General features: G+C 65.1%; 17 protein-coding genes. 5 read left to right on the forward strand and 12 right to left on the reverse strand.

What is annotated here, in order from left to right; translation table 11 throughout:
- The first annotated feature begins 20 nt into the window (after positions 1–20).
- Positions 21–461, forward strand: coding sequence for a pyridoxamine 5'-phosphate oxidase family protein (locus tag VML93_RS02695; protein WP_325607415.1), 441 nt, complete (start codon positions 21–23; stop codon positions 459–461).
- A 28-nt stretch (positions 462–489) separates the two neighbouring features.
- Here VML93_RS02695 and VML93_RS02700 read toward each other — a convergent pair whose 3' ends face one another.
- Together VML93_RS02700 and VML93_RS02705 are read right to left on the reverse strand one after the other, a co-directional pair.
- Positions 490–2064 carry a PE-PPE domain-containing protein gene (locus tag VML93_RS02700; protein WP_325607417.1) on the reverse strand — a complete coding sequence of 525 codons (1575 nt, stop codon included), beginning with the start codon at positions 2062–2064 and terminating at the stop codon, positions 490–492.
- Between the two features lie 148 nt (positions 2065–2212).
- Entirely contained in the window at positions 2213–2353 is a 141-nt protein-coding gene (locus VML93_RS02705) for a hypothetical protein (protein ID WP_325607419.1), read from the reverse strand.
- A 235-nt stretch (positions 2354–2588) separates the two neighbouring features.
- Here VML93_RS02705 and VML93_RS02710 point away from each other — a divergent pair, with 235 nt between their 5' ends.
- The 4 genes from VML93_RS02710 (at position 2589) to VML93_RS02725 (ending at position 7482) form a co-directional block, all read left to right on the forward strand.
- Positions 2589–3968 (forward strand): MFS transporter, encoded by a 1380-nt coding sequence (locus VML93_RS02710; RefSeq protein ID WP_325607421.1) that lies wholly within the window; start codon positions 2589–2591, stop codon positions 3966–3968.
- A gap of 279 nt (positions 3969–4247) precedes the next feature.
- Positions 4248–5477 carry an acetyl-CoA acetyltransferase gene (locus tag VML93_RS02715; RefSeq protein WP_325607423.1) on the forward strand — a complete coding sequence of 410 codons (1230 nt, stop codon included), beginning with the start codon at positions 4248–4250 and terminating at the stop codon, positions 5475–5477.
- Complete coding sequence (locus VML93_RS02720; protein ID WP_325607425.1) at positions 5467–6981, forward strand: carotenoid oxygenase family protein; 1515 nt, start codon at positions 5467–5469, stop codon at positions 6979–6981. The genes VML93_RS02715 and VML93_RS02720 overlap by 11 nt, the downstream gene beginning before the upstream one ends.
- Before the next feature lie 33 nt (positions 6982–7014).
- Positions 7015–7482, forward strand: coding sequence for a VOC family protein (locus VML93_RS02725; protein ID WP_325607427.1), 468 nt, complete (start codon positions 7015–7017; stop codon positions 7480–7482).
- Between the two features lie 5 nt (positions 7483–7487).
- On the opposite strand, the gene VML93_RS02730 is transcribed toward VML93_RS02725, so the two are convergent.
- The 10 genes from VML93_RS02730 to VML93_RS02775 all read right to left on the reverse strand — a co-directional run bounded on the left by VML93_RS02730 (position 7488) and on the right by VML93_RS02775 (position 18939).
- A complete protein-coding gene (locus VML93_RS02730; protein WP_325607429.1) occupies positions 7488–7922 on the reverse strand; it encodes a hypothetical protein in 435 nt (144 codons plus the stop codon).
- Between the two features lie 10 nt (positions 7923–7932).
- Positions 7933–11097 (reverse strand): ATP-binding protein, encoded by a 3165-nt coding sequence (locus VML93_RS02735; protein WP_325607431.1) that lies wholly within the window; start codon positions 11095–11097, stop codon positions 7933–7935.
- A gap of 8 nt (positions 11098–11105) precedes the next feature.
- The gene (locus VML93_RS02740; RefSeq protein WP_325607433.1) at positions 11106–11900 is read right to left on the reverse strand and encodes a class I SAM-dependent methyltransferase; all 795 of its coding nucleotides are present in this window, start codon (positions 11898–11900) and stop codon (positions 11106–11108) included.
- 116 nt (positions 11901–12016) lie between these two features.
- Entirely contained in the window at positions 12017–12181 is a 165-nt protein-coding gene (locus VML93_RS02745; protein ID WP_325607435.1) for a zinc-ribbon domain-containing protein, read from the reverse strand.
- A gap of 18 nt (positions 12182–12199) precedes the next feature.
- Positions 12200–12973, reverse strand: a complete 774-nt coding sequence (locus VML93_RS02750) for a VOC family protein (protein WP_325607437.1) — start codon at positions 12971–12973, stop codon at positions 12200–12202.
- Between the two features lie 83 nt (positions 12974–13056).
- The gene (locus tag VML93_RS02755; RefSeq protein WP_325607439.1) at positions 13057–14169 is read right to left on the reverse strand and encodes a cyclopropane-fatty-acyl-phospholipid synthase family protein; all 1113 of its coding nucleotides are present in this window, start codon (positions 14167–14169) and stop codon (positions 13057–13059) included.
- A gap of 97 nt (positions 14170–14266) precedes the next feature.
- Complete coding sequence (locus VML93_RS02760) at positions 14267–14740, reverse strand: type II toxin-antitoxin system Rv0910 family toxin (protein WP_325607441.1); 474 nt, start codon at positions 14738–14740, stop codon at positions 14267–14269.
- Between the two features lie 4 nt (positions 14741–14744).
- Positions 14745–14948, reverse strand: coding sequence for an antitoxin (locus VML93_RS02765; RefSeq protein ID WP_325607443.1), 204 nt, complete (start codon positions 14946–14948; stop codon positions 14745–14747).
- Between the two features lie 38 nt (positions 14949–14986).
- A complete protein-coding gene (locus VML93_RS02770; protein ID WP_325607445.1) occupies positions 14987–17371 on the reverse strand; it encodes a cation-translocating P-type ATPase in 2385 nt (794 codons plus the stop codon).
- Positions 17368–18939 carry a serine hydrolase gene (locus VML93_RS02775; protein WP_325607447.1) on the reverse strand — a complete coding sequence of 524 codons (1572 nt, stop codon included), beginning with the start codon at positions 18937–18939 and terminating at the stop codon, positions 17368–17370. The genes VML93_RS02770 and VML93_RS02775 overlap by 4 nt, the downstream gene beginning before the upstream one ends.
- Positions 18940–19004: the final 65 nt, after the last annotated feature.

Here is a 19004-nt window from a genome sequence, read left to right on the forward strand (position 1 = left end):
CCCTCGCGTTAGGCTGAATCATGTCCGCAGACGATCCGGTAGCCGTGCTCAGCGAAGACGAGAGCTGGAGATTGCTATCCAGTGTTTCGTTAGGTCGATTAGCCACAGCGAAAGATGGTCAGGCCGAAATCTTCCCGGTCAACTTTGTAATCCAACGCCGGACCGTGCTCTTCCGAACTGCCCAGGGCACCAAGCTGTACAGCGCTGTGATGGGCGACCAGGCAACTTTCGAGGCCGATGACCACACTGACGCCGAGGGGTGGAGCGTGATCGTCAAGGGCAGGGCGCATCTGCTGTCGGCCGCCGCCGATATCCTCGACGCTGAGCAAGCGCCGATGCTGTCGTGGCCTGCAACGTGGAAGCCTCACTACGTCCGACTGGTCCCTTTGGAGATAAGCGGGCGGCGGTTCAGGTTCGGTCCCGCGCCGACCGGCCCGGTCCCGACGTATGAGCGCGCCTAACCGCGAAACGCCGACGGCCGGGCGCGGTTCACATACCGTCCCACCAAGACGGGATGAGAGCGAGGCTGCGCATCAGCAGACCCTCACCTCTGGTGATCAGCGATACGCCAGTCACGCTGGGCTGACCGATCGGGAAGTTTAGGTGCGGGTCGAGCATGGGCACGAACGGGTAGGTGGTCGGCATCATCGACTGCGGCAGCCAGCCCAGATCCACAGCGAAGGCTGTCACGCCCTGGACCGCGCCCGTGGCTAGGTCGGGGATGATCGTGAACGGATCGGGCAGTTCGAAGAAATGACCCGGCGTGGGAATGTTGGCATAGTTCCCGCTGGCGTAACCCATGTCCACCAACACCCTCAAGTCCGGCGTTAGCAAGTCGGCTATCGCATCGTCCCACGGGGGGATGACCAAATTCCGTATCGGAGTGACCAACGGCAGGTTCTGTGTCGGTATCCAGTAGTACGTCGTTTGACCGGTGTAACCCGGCGACGTCGGAAGCTGGACCGCAGCACCCAAGTCGGTCGGCGTGTAGACATGCGCGCCGAATGCAAACCCGAAGATCGCATTGATGTCCGATACCGGGTTCAGAATGTACTGCGGGAAGTTCGCAGCCATGTCGTATTGGTTCGTGTAGATCGCGGTTGGATATGGCGAGTCAGGTGGCGTTGCGCCATTGAGGTACATGTCTAGCCCTGGCACGTAAAAACCGACGAATCGCTCAAAAAATCCGCCGTCGGGATTGTTGGGATTGCCGGTCAGGATGAAGTGGAGCTGATCTTGCAACGGTGAGCCAATGCTCATCAGATGTCGTATCTCGTCTGTGGCCACCACCGAACTCTGCGAGGTAGTCCACACGGTGATGTTGGTGGCGTTGTTGCCCGCCTCAGCCTGGATTGCCTGGTCGAGGTACGGAACACCTTGACTGATCGACTGGCCCAAAGTCAGGTTGCCCAGGTGAGGTGAGAGTGGGAAGAACTGGCTCGGTTGCCACACCGTTCCGACACCACCTGGCAGGTTGTACTCCTGCGTGATCTGGGCAACGAGATAGGGGTTCACCACATTGGCTTCAGTACCGCTAAGGACCAGTGAAACCGCACCATTGATCGGAGCCGGGAGGGGTACTGGCGGCGTGACAGGCGGGCCGAAGAGCCCCTCGAAGAAGGGCACTAATGGCTGTTCGAGCCGGCCTACCACGTTGGTGAAGCCGATGAGCAGTTTCTCGTTTGCCTGTTGGATTGCCCGGTAAATCGAGCCCATAGCGCCGCCGGTAGCAGCCTGGGCTTGCGCGTTGATCGGGTCGAGCACGCTCTGTAAACGCGACGCCGCGGCGGCCTCGACAGTCGCATACGAGCCCGCGCCCGCGGTCAAGGCCTGCACGAACTCCTGATGAAACGCCGCCGCCCGCGCGCTGGCGACCTGAAAGGCCTGGCCGTGCGCCCCAAACAGCGCCGCAATCGCCGTAGACACCTCATCGGCGCCCGCGGCCAGCAGCCCCGTCGTCTGGGCCGCCGCCGTCGCATTGGCCCCGCCGATCGCGGAACCAAGACTCGTCAAATCCGAAGCCGCCGCCGCCAAGGCCTCCGGCTCCACGACCACCAACGACATCTCACACCTCCCAAACACGACGTGACCAAGACGTCACACCGAGCTGGAACTCCGATCCCCAGCAAGGGAATCGGCAGGGGAAAATGCTACCTCGGTGCCGCAGAGATAACCGGGCTTCGGCAAGTCTTGCGGCCGCGGCGGTCGGCCCTTACTCGCCCGCGGATCTCTCGTCGGGCGCCGAGCTGGAGGTATCGGACGGCGAATCGGAGCCTTCCTCGGGTTCATCGACAGATGCGGCTTGCGGTGGTTGTTTGTCGCCTTCTGGTGGCGGCTGTTCGGCGGTGGTCACGCATCCTCCGTCCAAGTGGTATGCGTCTTGTGTTGTCAGCTACCCGGTTCGCAGCGCGGCAATCAGATCGGACGCCACGCAGCACGACTCGCGAACTCAGCAGAGCGCCTTCGACGAAACCGCAACCACCCGCGCCGCCTTTACCCAAGTCCTGCCAAAGCACAGCCAGGCGGGTACGCTGCCATCCGCCAGCACACGCGCCCCGGCGCGGGCAACGTAACGAGGAGAGCGCCCGATGAGTGTGCGTAACAGCCTGCAGCCCAACCGATTCGGACAGGGTAAAGGGTACTTCCGCCGGGTGGTGGCGGCATCGATGGCCGGCACCGTCGTGGAGTGGTACGAGTTCTTCCTCTACGGCACCGCGGCAACGCTGGTGTTCGGCAAGGTGTTTTTCCCCAAGGGTGGCAACGAGCTCGACGCAATCCTCGCCGCCTTCGTGACGTACGCAGTCGGCTTCGCCGCCCGCCCGCTGGGCGGCATCGTTTTCGGCCACCTCGGTGACAAGCACGGCCGCAAGAAGTTGCTGCAGTTCAGCCTGCTGCTGGTGGGTGCGGCCACCTTCCTGATGGGGTGCCTACCGACGTTCGCGCAGGTCGGCTATTGGGCCCCGGCGCTGCTGGTGGTGCTGCGCTTCGTCCAGGGATTCGCCGTCGGCGGCGAGTGGGGCGGCGCGGTACTCCTGGTCGCCGAGCACAGCCCTAATTCCAGCCGCGGCTTCTGGGCGAGTTGGCCGCAGGCCGGTGTACCCGGCGGGAACATGCTGGCCACGGTGGTGCTGCTGGTTCTCACCGCGACGCTGTCCGACGCGGCCTTCCTCAGCTGGGGCTGGCGGGTCGCGTTCTGGTTGTCGGCGATCGTCGTGCTGATCGGCTACTACATCCGCACGAAGGTCACCGACGCCCCGATCTTCGTCGAAGCACAGCAACAGGCCCAACAGGTCAAGGCGTCCTCGCTGGGCGCCATCGAGGTGTTAAAGCGTTACCCGCGTGGCGTTTTCACCGCCATGGGGCTGCGTCTGGGAGAGAACACCATGTACTACCTGGTGGTCACCTTCTCGATCACCTATCTCAAGGTGCACGTCCATGCGAACACCGTGGCCATCCTGCGCTGGCTGTTGGTCGCGCACGCCGTGCACTTCGTGGTCATCCCCCTGGCCGGCTATCTCAGCGACCGATTCGGCAGGCGCCCAATCTATTTCGTCGGCGCTGTGGGCGGCGGCGCGTGGGGGTTCTTCGCGTTCCCGATGATGGACAGCCGCCACAACATGATCATCATGTCGGCGATCGTCATCGGCCTGGTCTTCCACGGCTGCATGTACGCACCCCAACCGGCGGCCATGGCGGAGATGTTCCCGACCCGAATGCGGTACTCCGGGGTGTCGCTGGGCTACCAGGTGACCTCCATCGTGGCGGGTTCGCTGGCGCCGATCATCGCCGTTCGCCTGCTCGAGACCTATAAATCCGCGGTGCCCATCGGCTGGTATCTGGCGGCAATGACGACGGTGACCGCCGTCGCCGTGCTGGTCGCCCGCGAGACCAAAGGCGTGGATCTGGCGGCCATCGACCTCGCCGACGCGACCCCACGCGTCCCCGCCGCGGCGACCCAAACAGCCTGACTCGGTAACCCGGCGCAATCAGCAAACCAACCAGACCTAGGGGGCAGGGCTGTTTTCCCAGTTCGGCCGCTTCATTCTGGTACCGATAACCAAACTCGCCAGACATGTTTGTCAAGGCCCGCGGATGGTAATGCACCCTGGGAGACTGGCGCGTCAGCCGGCTGATGCGCCCGTCTAGGTCCCGTCGGTTCAGCCCGAGAGCCGACGGGGCCGCTACTTCCTCCTCCGGGCGCGACCGATTTTCCGACGGACGATTCGATCTGTTGTACGGTGCGGCATATGGACGGCTCGACAAGCGTGTGGATTCTCGGCGGCTACCAGAGCGACTTCGCTCGCAACCTCACCAAAGAGAACCGCGACTTCGCGGCGCTGACCGCGGAGGTGGTCGAAGACACCCTGGCCTCGGCCAAGGTGGATGCTGCCGACATCGGAGTCGTCCACATCGGGAATGCCTTCGGCGAGATATTTGCCGGCCAGGGTCATCTCGGGGCCATGCCGGCGACGGTGTGCGACGACCTGTGGGACACCCCGGCCTCGCGCCACGAAGCCGCATGCGCCTCCGGCAGCGTGGCCACCCTGGCGGCCATGGCGGACCTGCGGTCGGGTGCCTACGACAGCGCCCTGGTGGTGGGCGTCGAGCTGGAGAAGACGGTGCCCGGAGACACCGGGGCCCAGTATCTGGGCGCCGCCGCGTGGACCGGTCACGAGGGAGCCGGCGTGCGCTACCTGTGGCCGTCGATGTTCGCTCAAGTCGCCGACGAGTACGACCGACGCTACGGCCTGGACGACACGCACCTGCGGGCCATCGCCCAGCTCAACTTCGCCAACGCGCGCCGCAACCCCAACGCCCAGACCCGCGGATGGACAGTCCCCGACCCGATCACCGACGACGACGCGACCAACCCGATCACCGAAGGCCGGCTGCGCCGGTTCGACTGCAGCCAAATGACCGACGGCGGAGCGGGATTGGTTCTGGTCAACGACGCCTACCTGCGCGATCACCCCGACGCGCGACCGATCGGCCGGATCGACGGCTGGGGACATCGCACCGTCGGTCTGGGTCTGCGCCAGAAGCTGGAGCGCAACGTCGACGATCCTTACGTCATGCCGCAGGTGCGCGCCGCGGTGTTGGACGCGCTGCGGCGCGCGCAGGTCACCCTCGACGACGTCGACGGGTTCGAGGTGCACGACTGCTTCACGCCCAGCGAGTACCTGGCGATCGACCACATCGGGCTGACCGGCCCGGGGGAATCGTGGAAGGCCATCGAAAACGGTGAGATCGAGATCGGCGGCCGGTTGCCGATCAACCCCAGCGGAGGACTGATCGGCGGCGGGCACCCGGTCGGCGCTTCCGGTGTGCGGATGCTGCTCGACGCGGCGAAACAGGTCAGCGGCACCGCCGGCGATTACCAGGTCGAGAACGCAAAGACCTTCGGCACCTTGAACTTCGGTGGCAGCACCGCCACCACCGTGAGTTTCGTTGTAAAGGCGCATCACGATGCACGTTGAACTCGTCGGCAAGTACCTGTCGACCCTGCCCGAGGACGACGACCACCCCTATCGCACCGGTCCGTGGCAACCGCAGACCAGCGAGTGGGACGCCGACGACCTGACCGCCGTCGAAGGAGAGATCCCGCACGACCTGGACGGTATCTACCTGCGCAACACCGAGAACCCGTTACATCCGGCGTTCAAGCTCTACCACCCGTTCGACGGCGACGGCATGCTGCACGTCGTAGGTTTCCGTGACGGAAAAGCCTTCTACCGCAATCGCTTTATCCAAACGGAAGGCTTCCTGGTCGAGAACGAGGCGGGCGAACCGCTGTGGCCGGGACTGGCCGAAGCGGTGCAATTCGCCAAGCGCGAAAAGGGTTGGGGCGCACGCACTCTGATGAAGGACGCGTCGAGCACCGACGTCATCGTGCACCGCGGCATTGCGCTGACCAGCTTCTACCAGTGCGGTGACCTCTACCGTGTCGACCCGTACTCGGCCACCACGCTGGGCAAGGAATCCTGGAACGGGCATTTCCCGACCGACTGGGGCGTCTCGGCGCATCCCAAGGTGGACCACAAGACCGGGGAGCTGTTGTTCTTCAGCTACAGCAAGCAAGACCCTTATATGCGTTACGGTGTGGTGGACCAGAGCAATGAACTGGTCAACTACGTCGACATCCCGCTGCCCGGGCCGCGACTGCCGCACGATATGGCGTTCACCGAAAACTACGCGATCCTCAACGATTTCCCGCTGTTCTGGGATCCGCGACTGCTGGAGCACAATGTGCATCTGCCGCGCTTCTATCCCGACATCCCGTCGCGCTTCGCGGTGCTCCCTCGTCGTGGCGGAACCGCCGACATCCGCTGGTTCGAGGCGGATCCGACATTCGTGCTGCACTTCGTCAACGCCTACGAGGACGGTGACGAGATCGTGCTCGACGGCTTCTACGAAAGCGACCCGCAGCCACTCGACACCGGGGGCTCGCCCAGTATGGGACCCATGTGGGACAAGGTCTTCCGCTTCCTGGCGCTGGACCGCCTGCAGACCCGGTTGCACCGGTGGCGACTCAACCTACTCACCGGAGCCGTAAAAGAAGAGCAACTGTCGGACTCCATCACCGAATTCGGGACCATGAACCCCGACTACGCGAGCGGTCAATACCGCTACGCCTACGCTGCTACCGGTAAGCCCGGGTGGTTCCTGTTCGACGGACTGGCCAAACACGACGTCCGCACCGGAAACTGCGAGCGCTACTCATTCGGTGACGGTGTGTACGGCAGCGAGACGCAGATGGCTCCGCGACTCGGCAGCAACGGCGAGGACGACGGCTACCTGGTCACCCTCACCACCGACATGAACACCGACGCGTCGTATTGTCTGGTGTTCGACGCCGCCCGGGTCGCCGACGGGCCGGTGTGCAAACTGCAACTGCCCGAACGAGTTTCCAGCGGTACACATTCGGCGTGGGTAGCCGGCGCAGAGCTGCGGCGCTGGAATACCGAAGACCCGCCGCTGTAACCCCACTACATACATCTAGCAATGGACAACGATATGCCCCGACGGAAAACACACTGGCCCAGGGAATTGGCGTCGATCGGTGCCATCCGCTTCGCTCGTCGCACCTCGAACTTCGAAGCGACGGTACGGTTTTACCGCGAGCTGGTAGGCCTGCCGCTCTTCGAGACGTTCGAGGGCAGCTACGGCAGCAACGGCGCGATCTTCGGCCTGCCCAGCTTCAACCTGACGATGGAGATCGTGGAGGCCGTCGACGATGTCGCGGTGGACAACCACGAACAGCTGTGCCTGTACTTCCCCGACCGGGAGGCGCAACAGCTGGCGATCTCGCGCCTGCGGGCGGCGGGAGCGGAGCCGGTGGAGCAGCACCCGTACTGGGAAGCCACCGGAGCCGTCACCTACCGCGACCCCGACGGGCGCGAAGTGGTGTTCGCGCCCTTCGTGTTCGGCGTCAACGAGCCGGGCGCCAGCTTCGTTTCAGGCAAGCACGAGTTCCCGTGCTGAGACGTTCACCGGTTGGGTCTGCGGGAAGTCAGCGCCGCGATCACTGACCAAATCGAGCACGCCACCGCGGCGACCGTGCCGGCCACGCCGACATAAAGGCCGTATTCGGCCGACACCGCCGCGCCGACGTGGACCTTGTAGTACAACACCGTGAGCCCCACCATAAGCAGCGAAATGAGCAGCGCGGCAAGCGAAGCGATCCGCACCGACAGACCACGGCCGACCATCGCGCCGGCCACCATCAGAGTCGAGGACAGCAACACGATGAGTTGGCCCGCGCCGAACCCCCGTGCGAGTGGCAAATAGCCGTGGGTGCCTCCGATGGCGCTGGCCCAGCCCCCGCCTTTCTCCGAGGTCGTCAGCCACGGCAGCCATGCGCTGATCAAAACGGCCAAGCCGAAGAACGCCACCAGCCAGCCGGGGCGCAGGCGGCGAGTCATGATTGCGACATTAGCTCATCGCCTCCGCCCATGCGATATGCCCTTCGAAACCAAGCGAATTCGCCATCGCACGATACCGGTCGCGGTAGTCCTGGTAGGCCGCTTCATCGCCATGTGCGCGCGCCAGCAGTGCCCGCAAGCGCAGCAGCCAGATGTCCAGCAAGACAAACCCAGGTTCGGTCGGCACCGCCGCCAGCCGATCGATCGCCGCCTGCGCTTCCTGGAGGTCGCTGGCTGTGCCTTCCTGCAGCAGCGCTTCGACCAGAACCGCGGTGGCCGGCCCATAAGACATCATGTGGCCGGAGGCGAACTGTGCGTCGAGTGCAGCCCGGGACAGTTCGATCGCGCCGACCAGATCACCCGTTCGCGCCTTCTCCCTCGCGACAGCGGTGTCGACTATTGGCGCCGCCATCCTGGTGAAGCGTCCGTCCACGGCGGCCTCTCGAGCCGCGGCAAGCAGGACGTAGCCGTCGTTGCGTTGCGGACCGTCGTCAGCCACGAGGGTGACACCGCGAAACAAACGAGCGTAGGCCAGGGTGAAATCGTGGCGGGATTGCTGCGCAATCTCGAGCATCTCAGCCGTCTCCTGTCGGGCTGCCGCATCCGGCAGCAGCACCTGCTCAGGGAAGGCGAGAGAGTATTTGAAGTTCAGCGACACGGCGCGAGTCGGCGCGTCAAATGCGCGGAGCATCGTCGCCGCCGTGTCGATATCACCCCTCCATCTGGGATCTCCGAGGCAACACCGCGCGCAGCCCCGCAGCATGATCGCCGCTGAGAGCGGAGAACCGAGAATGATGTCGCCCTTGACGGGGTCGCCGTCGGCCAAGTCGATCATCCGCTGCGTCAGCCGCAATGTCTCGGACAAATCGCCGGTCCGGTACTTGGCGCCGACAGAGGTGTAGAGCAGTCCGAGCGCCAGTGTCGGGTCGTCGATTGACTCGAGCAGGCTCACCAATTCCGAACCCAACAGCGATGCTTCACGCAAGCGGGCGTGAACGACCAACGTCGACACGCGCCCGGCCATCCCCATCGCCAGTGACACCCTGTCACCGGTGGCGAGAGCGAGTTCACTCAGTTCGTCGAAATTGGTGTCGGACATGGCACCGCCGGAAAGAAAGGCGCTCGCGCACAACAGCCTTCGTGATGTGATCCGCATCGCGGGACGCCCGCTGTCGGCACCGGGCAATTCATCGGCGATGTGTCGCGCCCGCTGCCAACTCGAACGCGCGGCGGTCAGGTCACGGTGGGTCAGCCACGTGCCGGCCCGCATATGCCAGTCGAACGCCACATGGAGATCGCCTGCCGCCTCGCGGTGTTCAGCGATCAGGGCCGAGTTCTCGTCGGCCAAGTCCGGCTCGTGTTGTTCGATCGTGATGGCCAGTCGACGGTGCAGTTCGGCGCGATCCGACTTGAGCTGCGACTCATAGGCGACGGTGCGAATCAGCGGATGCCCGAAGGCATATTCGATCTTCGGGGTGAATCCGACCTGGTCGATCAGCTCACTGTTGAGCAGCTCGTCGAGAGACGGGTCGATTCCCAACGCCGCCAACAACTCCGGGGTGAAACGTGATCCGATGACCGCCGCGGCATTGAGCGTCCGTTTGGCCGCAGAGCTGAGTCTGTCGACGCGTGAGGCAATGGCCGCCTGCAGCGTCGCCGGCACATTGATGTCGGCAACCTCACTCTGCAGCTGGTAGGAACCTTGCGCGCCACGGATCGAGCCTCGCTCGGACAGATCGCGCACGATCTCCTGGGCGAAAAACGGGTTGCCGGCGACTCGTTCGGCGATTAGTTCAGTCAACCTGTGCACCGAGGCGTCGTCACCGAGTAGCTCACCGATCAGCGTGACCGACTGCGCGGGGTTGAGCGGCCGTAAGGTGATCGTCTGGGTACCGGAGATCGCGGCCAGCGCGCCGCGATACTCGGGGCGATAGGTGATCAACACCATCGTGGGGGTTTGCGGTGTCACCGCCAAATAGTCGGCCAGCATCGACTCGCTGATCTCGTCGATCCAGTGGGCGTCCTCGACCAAAAACAACACAGGCTCGCGCCGGGCCAGCGACGCGGCATTGACCAGCACGGTCAGCCGCCGCCGTCGTGCGCCGGCCTCGACGCTGGGCAACTCGATGTCGGGATCGGCGATGCCCAGCAGGTCATCCATCAGCAGCAGATCTTCGGGATCGGCCGGACCGATTCGGGCGCGGACCTGCGCCCGGGCCGCCTCGTGCTCGAGGCCTTCGACGCCCAGCGCGCTGCGCAACAGGGCGGTGACGGCGTGGAAAGGGACGTCGCTGGTATGGGATTCACAGTAAGTGGCGGACACCTGAACGCCTCGGCTTGCTGCCAGTGCCCCTGCTTCCCGCAGGATACGGCTCTTGCCGATACCCGGAGGTCCAACGACGCCGACAACACACCCAGCCCCAGCGATGGCCTCGTCGAGAATCGCGTTGATGGTGCTCAGTTCCCACGTGCGCCCGACCAGCCGCGGGTCGCTGCGCCAGCGTTGATCGCGCGTCGTCGCGATCAAGCGGCGCGCGGATACCGGGTCGGTGGCACCTTTGATGTGCACCAGCTCCGGATCGGCCAGCACCGCAGCACATTCGACCAGCCTTGCGGTGGATTCGCTGAGCATCACTCCGCCCGGCGGTGCCACCGACTCCATCCGCTGGGCCATCCCTACCTGCTCGCCGATCGCGGTGTAACCCAAAGCGCCGGAACCGATTTCGCCGGCAATTACCTGACCCGAATTCAGGCCCACCCGCAACTGCAGATTCAGGCCGTCGCGTCGTCCGACCTCACCCGCCACCCGCTGCGCCTCGTCCTGAATCCCCAGGGCCGCCAGGCATGCCCGAAAAGCATGATCCTCCAACGCAACCGGCGCACCGAACACCGCCATGATCCCGTCGCCGGTGAACTTGTCCACCGTGCCACCGAACCGCCGCACCACCGCCGACGCCGCCGTCACCAGCTCAGTCATGATCTCGCGCAACCGTTCGGGACCCAGCGCCGCCGCGATATCCATCGAATGCACCACATCGGCGAACAAGACGGTGACCTGCTTGTACTCCGCCGATCGGCTGACCTGTGTGACCGGTGCGCCGCACTCGTTACAGAACTTGGAGTTCGGTGGCAGTTCGGTACCACAAGCAGCGCACGCCAATCCTGCTGCCGTCATCGCGCCCGCTACCAGTTAACAACGCCGCGCACCGCCCAGGCGCGGGCCGGGAGAGTGAAGGGTCGGTCCGGACCGCCATCCAACAAGCGGTCGCGCAATCGCGATTGCAGGGCCTGTCGCTTGGGTTCAGACAGTGAGACCGTAAACGACCCGGCTGGCCCCTGACCGGCCCGAAATGGCTGCCAGTAATCGTCGAAAGACCTGAAGACCGATTCGATGGTCAATGGCTGCTCCTGAACATCCCCCAGCCCCTGGGCACGCCATAATTCAGCCAGCTCGCCACGCCTACTCAGCGGCATGCGGCGTTCATCCCTAGACGCCGCGTCTGGAATCAGCGCGACGGCCTCATCCCAGAATGTGCGAAGCATGCCCATTGCGTCGCCGTAGTCCCAAACCGCCGCTGCGACAACGCCGTTAGTGCGAGTGACGCGGATCATCTCACGCAGCGCAGTGACCGGTTCGTCCAGGAAGTTCAGCACCAGCATCGACAACGCCCGGTCAAAGGTGGCGTGGGGGTACGGCAGCGTCTGGGCGTCGGCCACCTCGAAGCGCACGGCGTAGCCAGCTGCGCGCCCCTGGGCGCTGCGGACGTAGGCCTCGCAGGGATCGACACCGGTCACATCCACCGACCCGATGTCCGCAGCCGCATGTGCGAGTGCCCCGGTGCCACAACCCACATCGAGCACAACGCAGCCCTCACCAACCTGGGCGAAAGCCAGAAACGGCGGTGCGAGCAGACGGCTCCAGCGACCCATGAACCGCTCATAGCCGTCGCTCTCAGAGAACATGGCCTGCTGTGTCATCGCCTCATCTTCGTCCCAGCTGCCGATCGGCTTGCGCCGGAATCCATGCTCTCAGCACAGTTCGCAAAACTCGCGGCATGGCCAAGCACCCCGCTTCCTGGGACCGCTTTGCCAGGTCAACATGTAACCCCTAGAGAAATAACCAGCTCGGCGAACAACACCGTCACCTGCTTGTACTCCGCAGGCGCTCTAGACGCCGCTATCGGCGACCCGCACTCGTCGCAGAACTTCGCGGTGGCCCGCAGCACGGTGCCGCATGTCGCGCAGGCGTCGGTCGACACCCGGTCAGAATAAGGCCCTCACGTCTGCAACGACGACAAATTGAACACCGCCCCCGTCGGATCGGCCGCCGCGGCGAGCCGCCCGTAGGGCGTGTCCTCAGCGGATCGCAGCACGGCACCGCCGTTGTCGGTGATCAGCTGCAGCGTCTTGTCTACGTCCTCTGCGCCGAAGAAGATCGTCCAATTGGACGACACGCCGTCCGGGAGAAGGCTCGCGCCGTCCATCACGCCCAACAGCTGTTGGTCGCCGAACCACGCTGTGGTGTAGCGGAATTCGTCGGTGTCGGACACCGACTCCGTCCGCCACCCGAAGACCTCGCGGTAGAAATCGACGGCCGCGCCATGGTCCCGCGTGGTCAACTGATGCCAGACCGGCGCACCGGCTTCGCCGACCAGCTCGAAGCCGCGATGCTCCAGCGGCTGCCACAAACCCAACATCGCCCCCGACGGGTCGGTAGCCATGGCCATGAAGCCCTTTGCGGGCACCTCCATGACTCCCATGCACGTCGAGCCGCCCGCCGAGGTCACTGCGGATGTGGTTGCGTTGATGTCGGCGGTGTGAAAGTAGGTGCTCCAGCCGTCTGGCGCCTGGAACTCGGGGTTGTTGGCCATCAGACCGGCGACGGGATTTCCGTCCTTGGCTGCGTTGATGTACCCGCCATATTCGGGTCCGGCGGACTCGAACGTCCAGCCGAACACCGCGCCGTAGAAGTCTTGGGCACGGTCGACGTCGGACGACGCCAGGTCGATCCAGCAGGGAGCGCCCAGCGGCGTGTTGTTTCGGGCGGGCACGGCGACCTCCTCAGTAGTGGGTTCACAGTTATCGACCGGCGCCGGGCCGAAAAATCATCGCACCGAGCCAATGACCGTGCCCCTCACCGCGCCGGCTTGATCGCCAAGACCTGATCCACCCCCATCCGGCCTTCCTCGAACGCGAGCCGCCCGCCGGCCAGATACAACCGCCAGACCCGGGCGACCTCCTCGCCAACAAGCGCCACGAAGTCGTCGAACCGCCCGTCCAGAGTCTCCATCCAGTGCTCGGCGGTCCGCGCGTAGTGCTCACGCATCGCGCCGACAGAACGGATCTCGAAGCCCGCGTCCTGCAGGTAGCGCAACGTCTGCCAGAGCGGGCGCATGTGCATGTCCGGTGCGATGTAGGCCTCGATGAACGCGCCGCCCCCGGGCGCCGCATCGGATCGCCGCGACATCTGCTGCAGCACCAGCCTGCCGCCCGGCTTCAGCGCGCGGTAAAGGATGCCGGCGTACAGCGGATACAACTCCTCGCCCACGTGTTCGCCCATCTCGACAGAAGCAACGGCGTCGAATCCCCCTGCTGCCGAGTCGAAGTCGCGGTAATCCTGCAGCCGCACGTCGACGCTGCGGTCCAAGCAGAATTCGGCGGCGCGGGCTTCGACGAAGTCACGCTGCTGCGCGGACAGCGTGATCCCGGTACAGTGCACGCCGTAGCGCTGCGCGGCGAAAACGATCAACGAACCCCACCCGCAACCGACATCCAGCAGCTTCATCCCCGGCTTCAATGCGAGCTTGCGGCAGATCATCTCCAGCTTCGCGGTCTGCGCATCGTGCAACGGCAGGCCCTCGCGGGTGAAATACGCACACGAGTAGGCCATGTGGTCGTCGAGCAGCAGTCGGTAGAAGTCGTTGGACAAGTCGTAATGGTGGGCGATCGCGGCCGAATCACGCCCCCGCGTGTGTAACCGGCCGGACAGCCTCGCCTCGCTGACCGGGGCCGGCGGCGGCAGGCCCAAAGCTCCCAGCCGCACCGCGCGCACCACGGCCCGCGCTCGGACGCCCAGCGAAATCGACTCAGCCGCAACAGATCTGGACATCTGCCAGGCCCGCCGCAAACCGTCTGTCAAGTCTCCGTCGACGTCGATGTCCCCGGTCACGTACGCCCGTGCCAGGCCGAGTTCTCCTGGGCGCCAGAGCAATCGGCGCAGTGCCCGACGGGAGCGCAGCACCAGCACGGGGCCATCGGAACCACCGGCCTCGCTGCCATCCCAAGCGCGGATCCGAACTGGCGGGTCAGTGCCGACAGTGGTTCGAAAAAGGTCCGCCAGCCGATCAGCGACTGAGACCACGGTTGCCGTTCATGCCCGGATCGGGGCCGGTGAACACCCTGACGAAGTTCTGCAGCGACTCGCGGATATCGCTGCGCAGCGCGGCGGCGACGATCATGCCGATCGGCCCGAAGAGCGCCGGGCCACCGAGGTGCACGTTGAAGCTGACGACGGAGCCGTCGTCCTTGGGCGTGACCTTGGCGAGCAACTTGACCTTGACGCCACCGACACCGTCACCGTTGAGCGTCATGGCTTCCGGCGGCTTGTAATGCACGATCGTCCATTTGATCCGGTTCGGCATGCCCTTGACCTCGACATACGACTCGATGACCGTGCCCTTCTGCAGGACCTCGGGCAGCTGGCTGCGCCAGACCCGGTGGATGGTCAGCCAATCCTTGAACCGGGACAGATCCGAGGCGTGCTTCCAGGCCTGCTCGGGTGGCAGGGGCACGTCGATCGATCCGGACAGCTTCGCCATGCGCTCAGTGTTGGTCGCCCTGCTCGCCTGGTTTGCCCTGGTCGCTGGGGCCGGCGGCCTTCTTTGCCTGTTCCTGCACCTTGTGGATGGTGTCGGAGTACTTGCCCTGCGTCTTGGCGTCCACGAACTCGCCGGCCTTGTCGATGGCCGTCTCGACCTTGTCGGCGTTCTGCGCCAACAAATCTTTTGCCTTGTCCAGGAATCCCATGCCGTGTCCTTCCCCCGGGCCTGTTTTGCCGGTCAACCCTACCTGCGCCACAACTGCGGCTTCATCCCAAGCATCCTGGCCCGAATCCACCACATCGCCTCGATCGCCGCCGCACCGAGCACGCCGATTCCCAGCGCGGTCGCCGTCACCCACAGATTCGACGGGTCGAGCATGAACTTCTTCTGGGACCACGGCAGGCTGAAGATCACCAGATAGGCCAGCCCGGAGACGATCACCAGCGCCAGGCGCCACCACTGGTAGGGGCGCGCCACCACGGCGAGCACCCAGATCGCGGTCACCAGCAACGTGATCAGCGCCCCGGTCGACGCCTGGTCCTGTTGCACCCACGAGGCGTTGCGGCCGTGGTAGGCCGCCAGGTAGGAGGCGAACGTCGCGGTCCCGACGATGAGTCCGGACGGCAGCGCCGAGGTCAGCACCCGCCGCACGAAGCCGGGATAGGCACGCTCGCTGTTGGGCGCCAGCGACAGGATGAACGCTGGAATTCCGATGGTGAACCAGGCCGCGATGGTGACGTGGATGGGCTGGAACGGATACAGCAGCGGGTCGGCGTGCAGCGGCTTGGCGAACAGGCACTCGATACCCACCAGCAGCGCCAGCAGCGCCGAGTACACCGTCTTGGTCAAGAACAGGTTGGCCACCCGCTCGATGTTGCCGATCACCCGCCGGCCCTCGCCGACGACATACGGCAGGGTGGCAAACCTGTTGTCCAGCAACACGATCTGCGCCACCGCGCGCGACGCCGGGCTGCCCGCGCCCATCGCGACGCCGATGTCGGCGTCCTTGAGGGCCAGCACGTCGTTGACGCCGTCGCCGGTCATCGCCACGGTGTGCCCACGCGATTGCAGCGCGTGCACGATCGCGCGCTTCTGGTCGGGCCGCACCCGGCCGAAGGTGGTGTGGGACTCCAGCGCGTCGGCAAGTTCGTCTTGGTCGGTGGGGAGTTGACGCGCGTCCATCGTCTCCCCGTGCAGCCCGAGCTTTCCGGCCACCGCGCCCACCGACACCGCGTTGTCACCGGAGATCACCTTGACCGAGACATGCTGGGCAGAAAAGTATTCCATCGTCTCGCGGGCGTCGGGCCGCACTTTCTGCTCGAGCACCACCAGCGCGACCGGGATGATTCGGCCCGGCGCGTCGGGGTGATCCACGGCGACGTCGCTCGAACCCAGCAGCAGTACCCGCAGCCCCTGCGCCCCGATCCGCTCGGCCTGTTCGGCGGCCGCCGACGCCGGGTTCAGCAGCACGTCGGGCGCGCCGATCACCCAGTTGCCGTCGTCGCGGTAGGACACCCCACTCCACTTGGTGGCCGACTTGAAGGGTGCGGTGGCGGTGGCGGTCCAGCCGGGCGGCTGGTCGTAGGTCTCCGCGATCGCCTGCATGCTGGCATTGGGCCGGGTGTCGGCGACGGCCAGCGACGCCAGCGCGTCGGCGACCGTTTCGCGTTGCGCCGCAAGCTCTTCAACACTCGACACCCGCATGCCGCTTTCGGTCAGGGTGCCGGTCTTGTCGGCGCAGACGACGTCGACCCGGGCGAGTCCCTCGATTGCGGGTAACTCCTGCACCAGGCATTTTCGCCGACCGAGCCGCACCACGCCGACCGCGAACGCGATCGACGTCATCAGCACCAGACCTTCGGGCACCATCGGCACCAGGGCACCCACCGTGCGCAGCACCGACTCTCGCCACCCCGCGGTGGTGGTGAACAACTGGGTATAGATCGTCAGCAGGCCGGCCGGCACCAACAAGTAGGTGACGAACTGCAGAATCCGGTTAATGCCGTTGCGCAGTTCGGATTTCACCAGGGTGAACTTGCTGGCCTCCTCGGCCAGCTGGGCGGCGTAGGCCCGCCGGCCCACCTTGGTGGCGCGATAGGCGCCGCTGCCCGAGACGACGAAACTGCCCGACATCACCGCATCTCCGGGGTCCTTGGCGATCGGGTCGGCCTCGCCGGTCAGCAGCGACTCGTCGACCTCCAGGTTGTCCTCCTCGAGGATCTCCCCGTCCACGACGATCTGATCGCCGGGCCCGAGTTCGATGACGTCATCGAGCACCACCTCGGTGGGCGGCAGTGCCCGGGTCCCGGATTGCCTGCGCACCAATGGTTTCGCCTGCCCGACGATGGCCAGCTTGTCCAGCGTCTGCTTGGCCCGGATCTCCTGGACCATGCCGATGACGGTGTTGGCGACGATGAGCAGGCCGAACAGCCCGTTGATCACCGAGCCTGTCGCCAGCACGATGATCAGCAGCACGCCCAGGATCGCGTTGATCCGGGTAAACACGTTGGCCCGCACGATCTCCATGACGCTGCGGGCGGCGCGCTCGGGAACGTCGTTGTTGTGCCCGTCGGCTACCCGCTGCGCGACTTCGGCATCGGTCAGGCCGGTCGAAAGCGCCGAGCTCATCGGGTGAACGTTCCGAGCTTGTTGGAGTCGTAGTACTCCAGGTTCAGCGTGTTAGCGACAAAGGTGGCTTTGGAAACGGTTCCGGTAGGGGCGTTTTCGGTTGCCAGCTCAAATGTGAAGGTGTCGCCGTCCCAGTGCGTCAGCGGGTACGACTGGTGCATCGGCCCCATTTCGAGCGCCAGCGCGCCGTCACGTTCGGTCACAATGGCCGGACCCCAGTAGTCGCTCGCATACACACCGACGTACTCGCTGGGCGGTCGCGCCGGTGCGGCGTTGGCCGGCGGTTGCTTGCCCACCAGCGAGCCCTCCGGGTTGTTGATCCAGCCGATCCCCTTCTTGTACAGCGCCGCCCAGTCTTCGCGAACCTGGCCGTACTGCACCAGATCCATGAATTGCGCGGTCAGCGTCTCCGGTATGCCATAGGGCGCGCCGTTGGTCAGGGCGATGATGGCGACGTCCTCGGACGGCATCACCACGAAGTTCGTCGCCTCTCCATTTGTGAAGGCGCCGGAATGGCTGTACGTCGTGCGGCCCGACGAGTTCACCGACACCGCGAACCCGTGACCGTAGAAGCTGGCCCGCGCCTTGGGCGTCGCCGGGGGCGTCGAAACGATCTGCGGGGTCACGGCAGGCAGCAGCGCCTCGGGCGCCGCGATCCGCTGGCCGTTGTAAGTTCCGTTGCCCAGCACCATCGTTAGCCAGCGGGCCATGTCGTTGACCGACGAACTCACCCCGGCGGCGGGCGACTGGGGATCGGGATCCCGCTGGAATCGCGGCTCCCATTTGTCTCCGACTTTGACGTGGTTGACGGCGTGGTTGGGCCGGGCCGTGAAGTCGGCGAAGCGTGAGCTTGTCGACGTCATCCCCAACGGGCGGTAGAGCACCTCCTCGGACAGGTCCTCCCACGGTTTGCCCGCCGCGGCGGCCACCGCCTCGGCGGCGGCTGTCAGCCCGAAGTTGGTGTAGGCGTAGCTGATTCGAAACGGTGCCAGCGGCAGGTAGCGCATCCGCTCCAGCGACTGGCGACGGTCGTAGTCCAGATCCTCCAGTTGGTCAGCGGCGTGGTCGGGCAGCCCCGAGCGATGCGAGTACAGATCGCCGACGGTCACATGGCTGGTGACGTACGGATCGCTGAGCACGAACCACGGCAGCTTGGACGCGACGGGCATGTCCCAGGTGACCACCTTGTCGGTCACCTCATGCGCCACCACCGTCGCGCCGACCGATTTGGAGATCGAGGCCAACTGGAAGACGGTGTCGGCATCGACCTTGTTGTCCGCGCCGTCGCCCTTGCGGGTGTCTTTGACACCAAATCCCTTGGCATACAGAGTCTTTCCACCGTATACAACGGCCACCCCCATCCCCGGGACGCCGGTCGCCTTCATCAGGTCAGCGACCAGGCCGTCCACCTTTGCGATGGCCTGGTCGATGCGACCGGCGGGAATGTCCACACCCGACACTTCGGAGGGCGGGCCCGTGAGTGACGGCGGAGTGGATGCCCGTTGCCCGGTACCGCAGCCCGTCAACGCCAGCAAGGTAACTACGACGGCGACCGCGTGTTTCGTCATGGCCGCACTCTAGACCGGCGACCAACCGCAAAAGCACCCATTTCGTGCCGAAATGAGGTGCTTTT

It is taken from the genome of Mycobacterium sp., from assembly GCF_035499775.1.
Lineage (GTDB): Bacteria > Actinomycetota > Actinomycetes > Mycobacteriales > Mycobacteriaceae > Mycobacterium.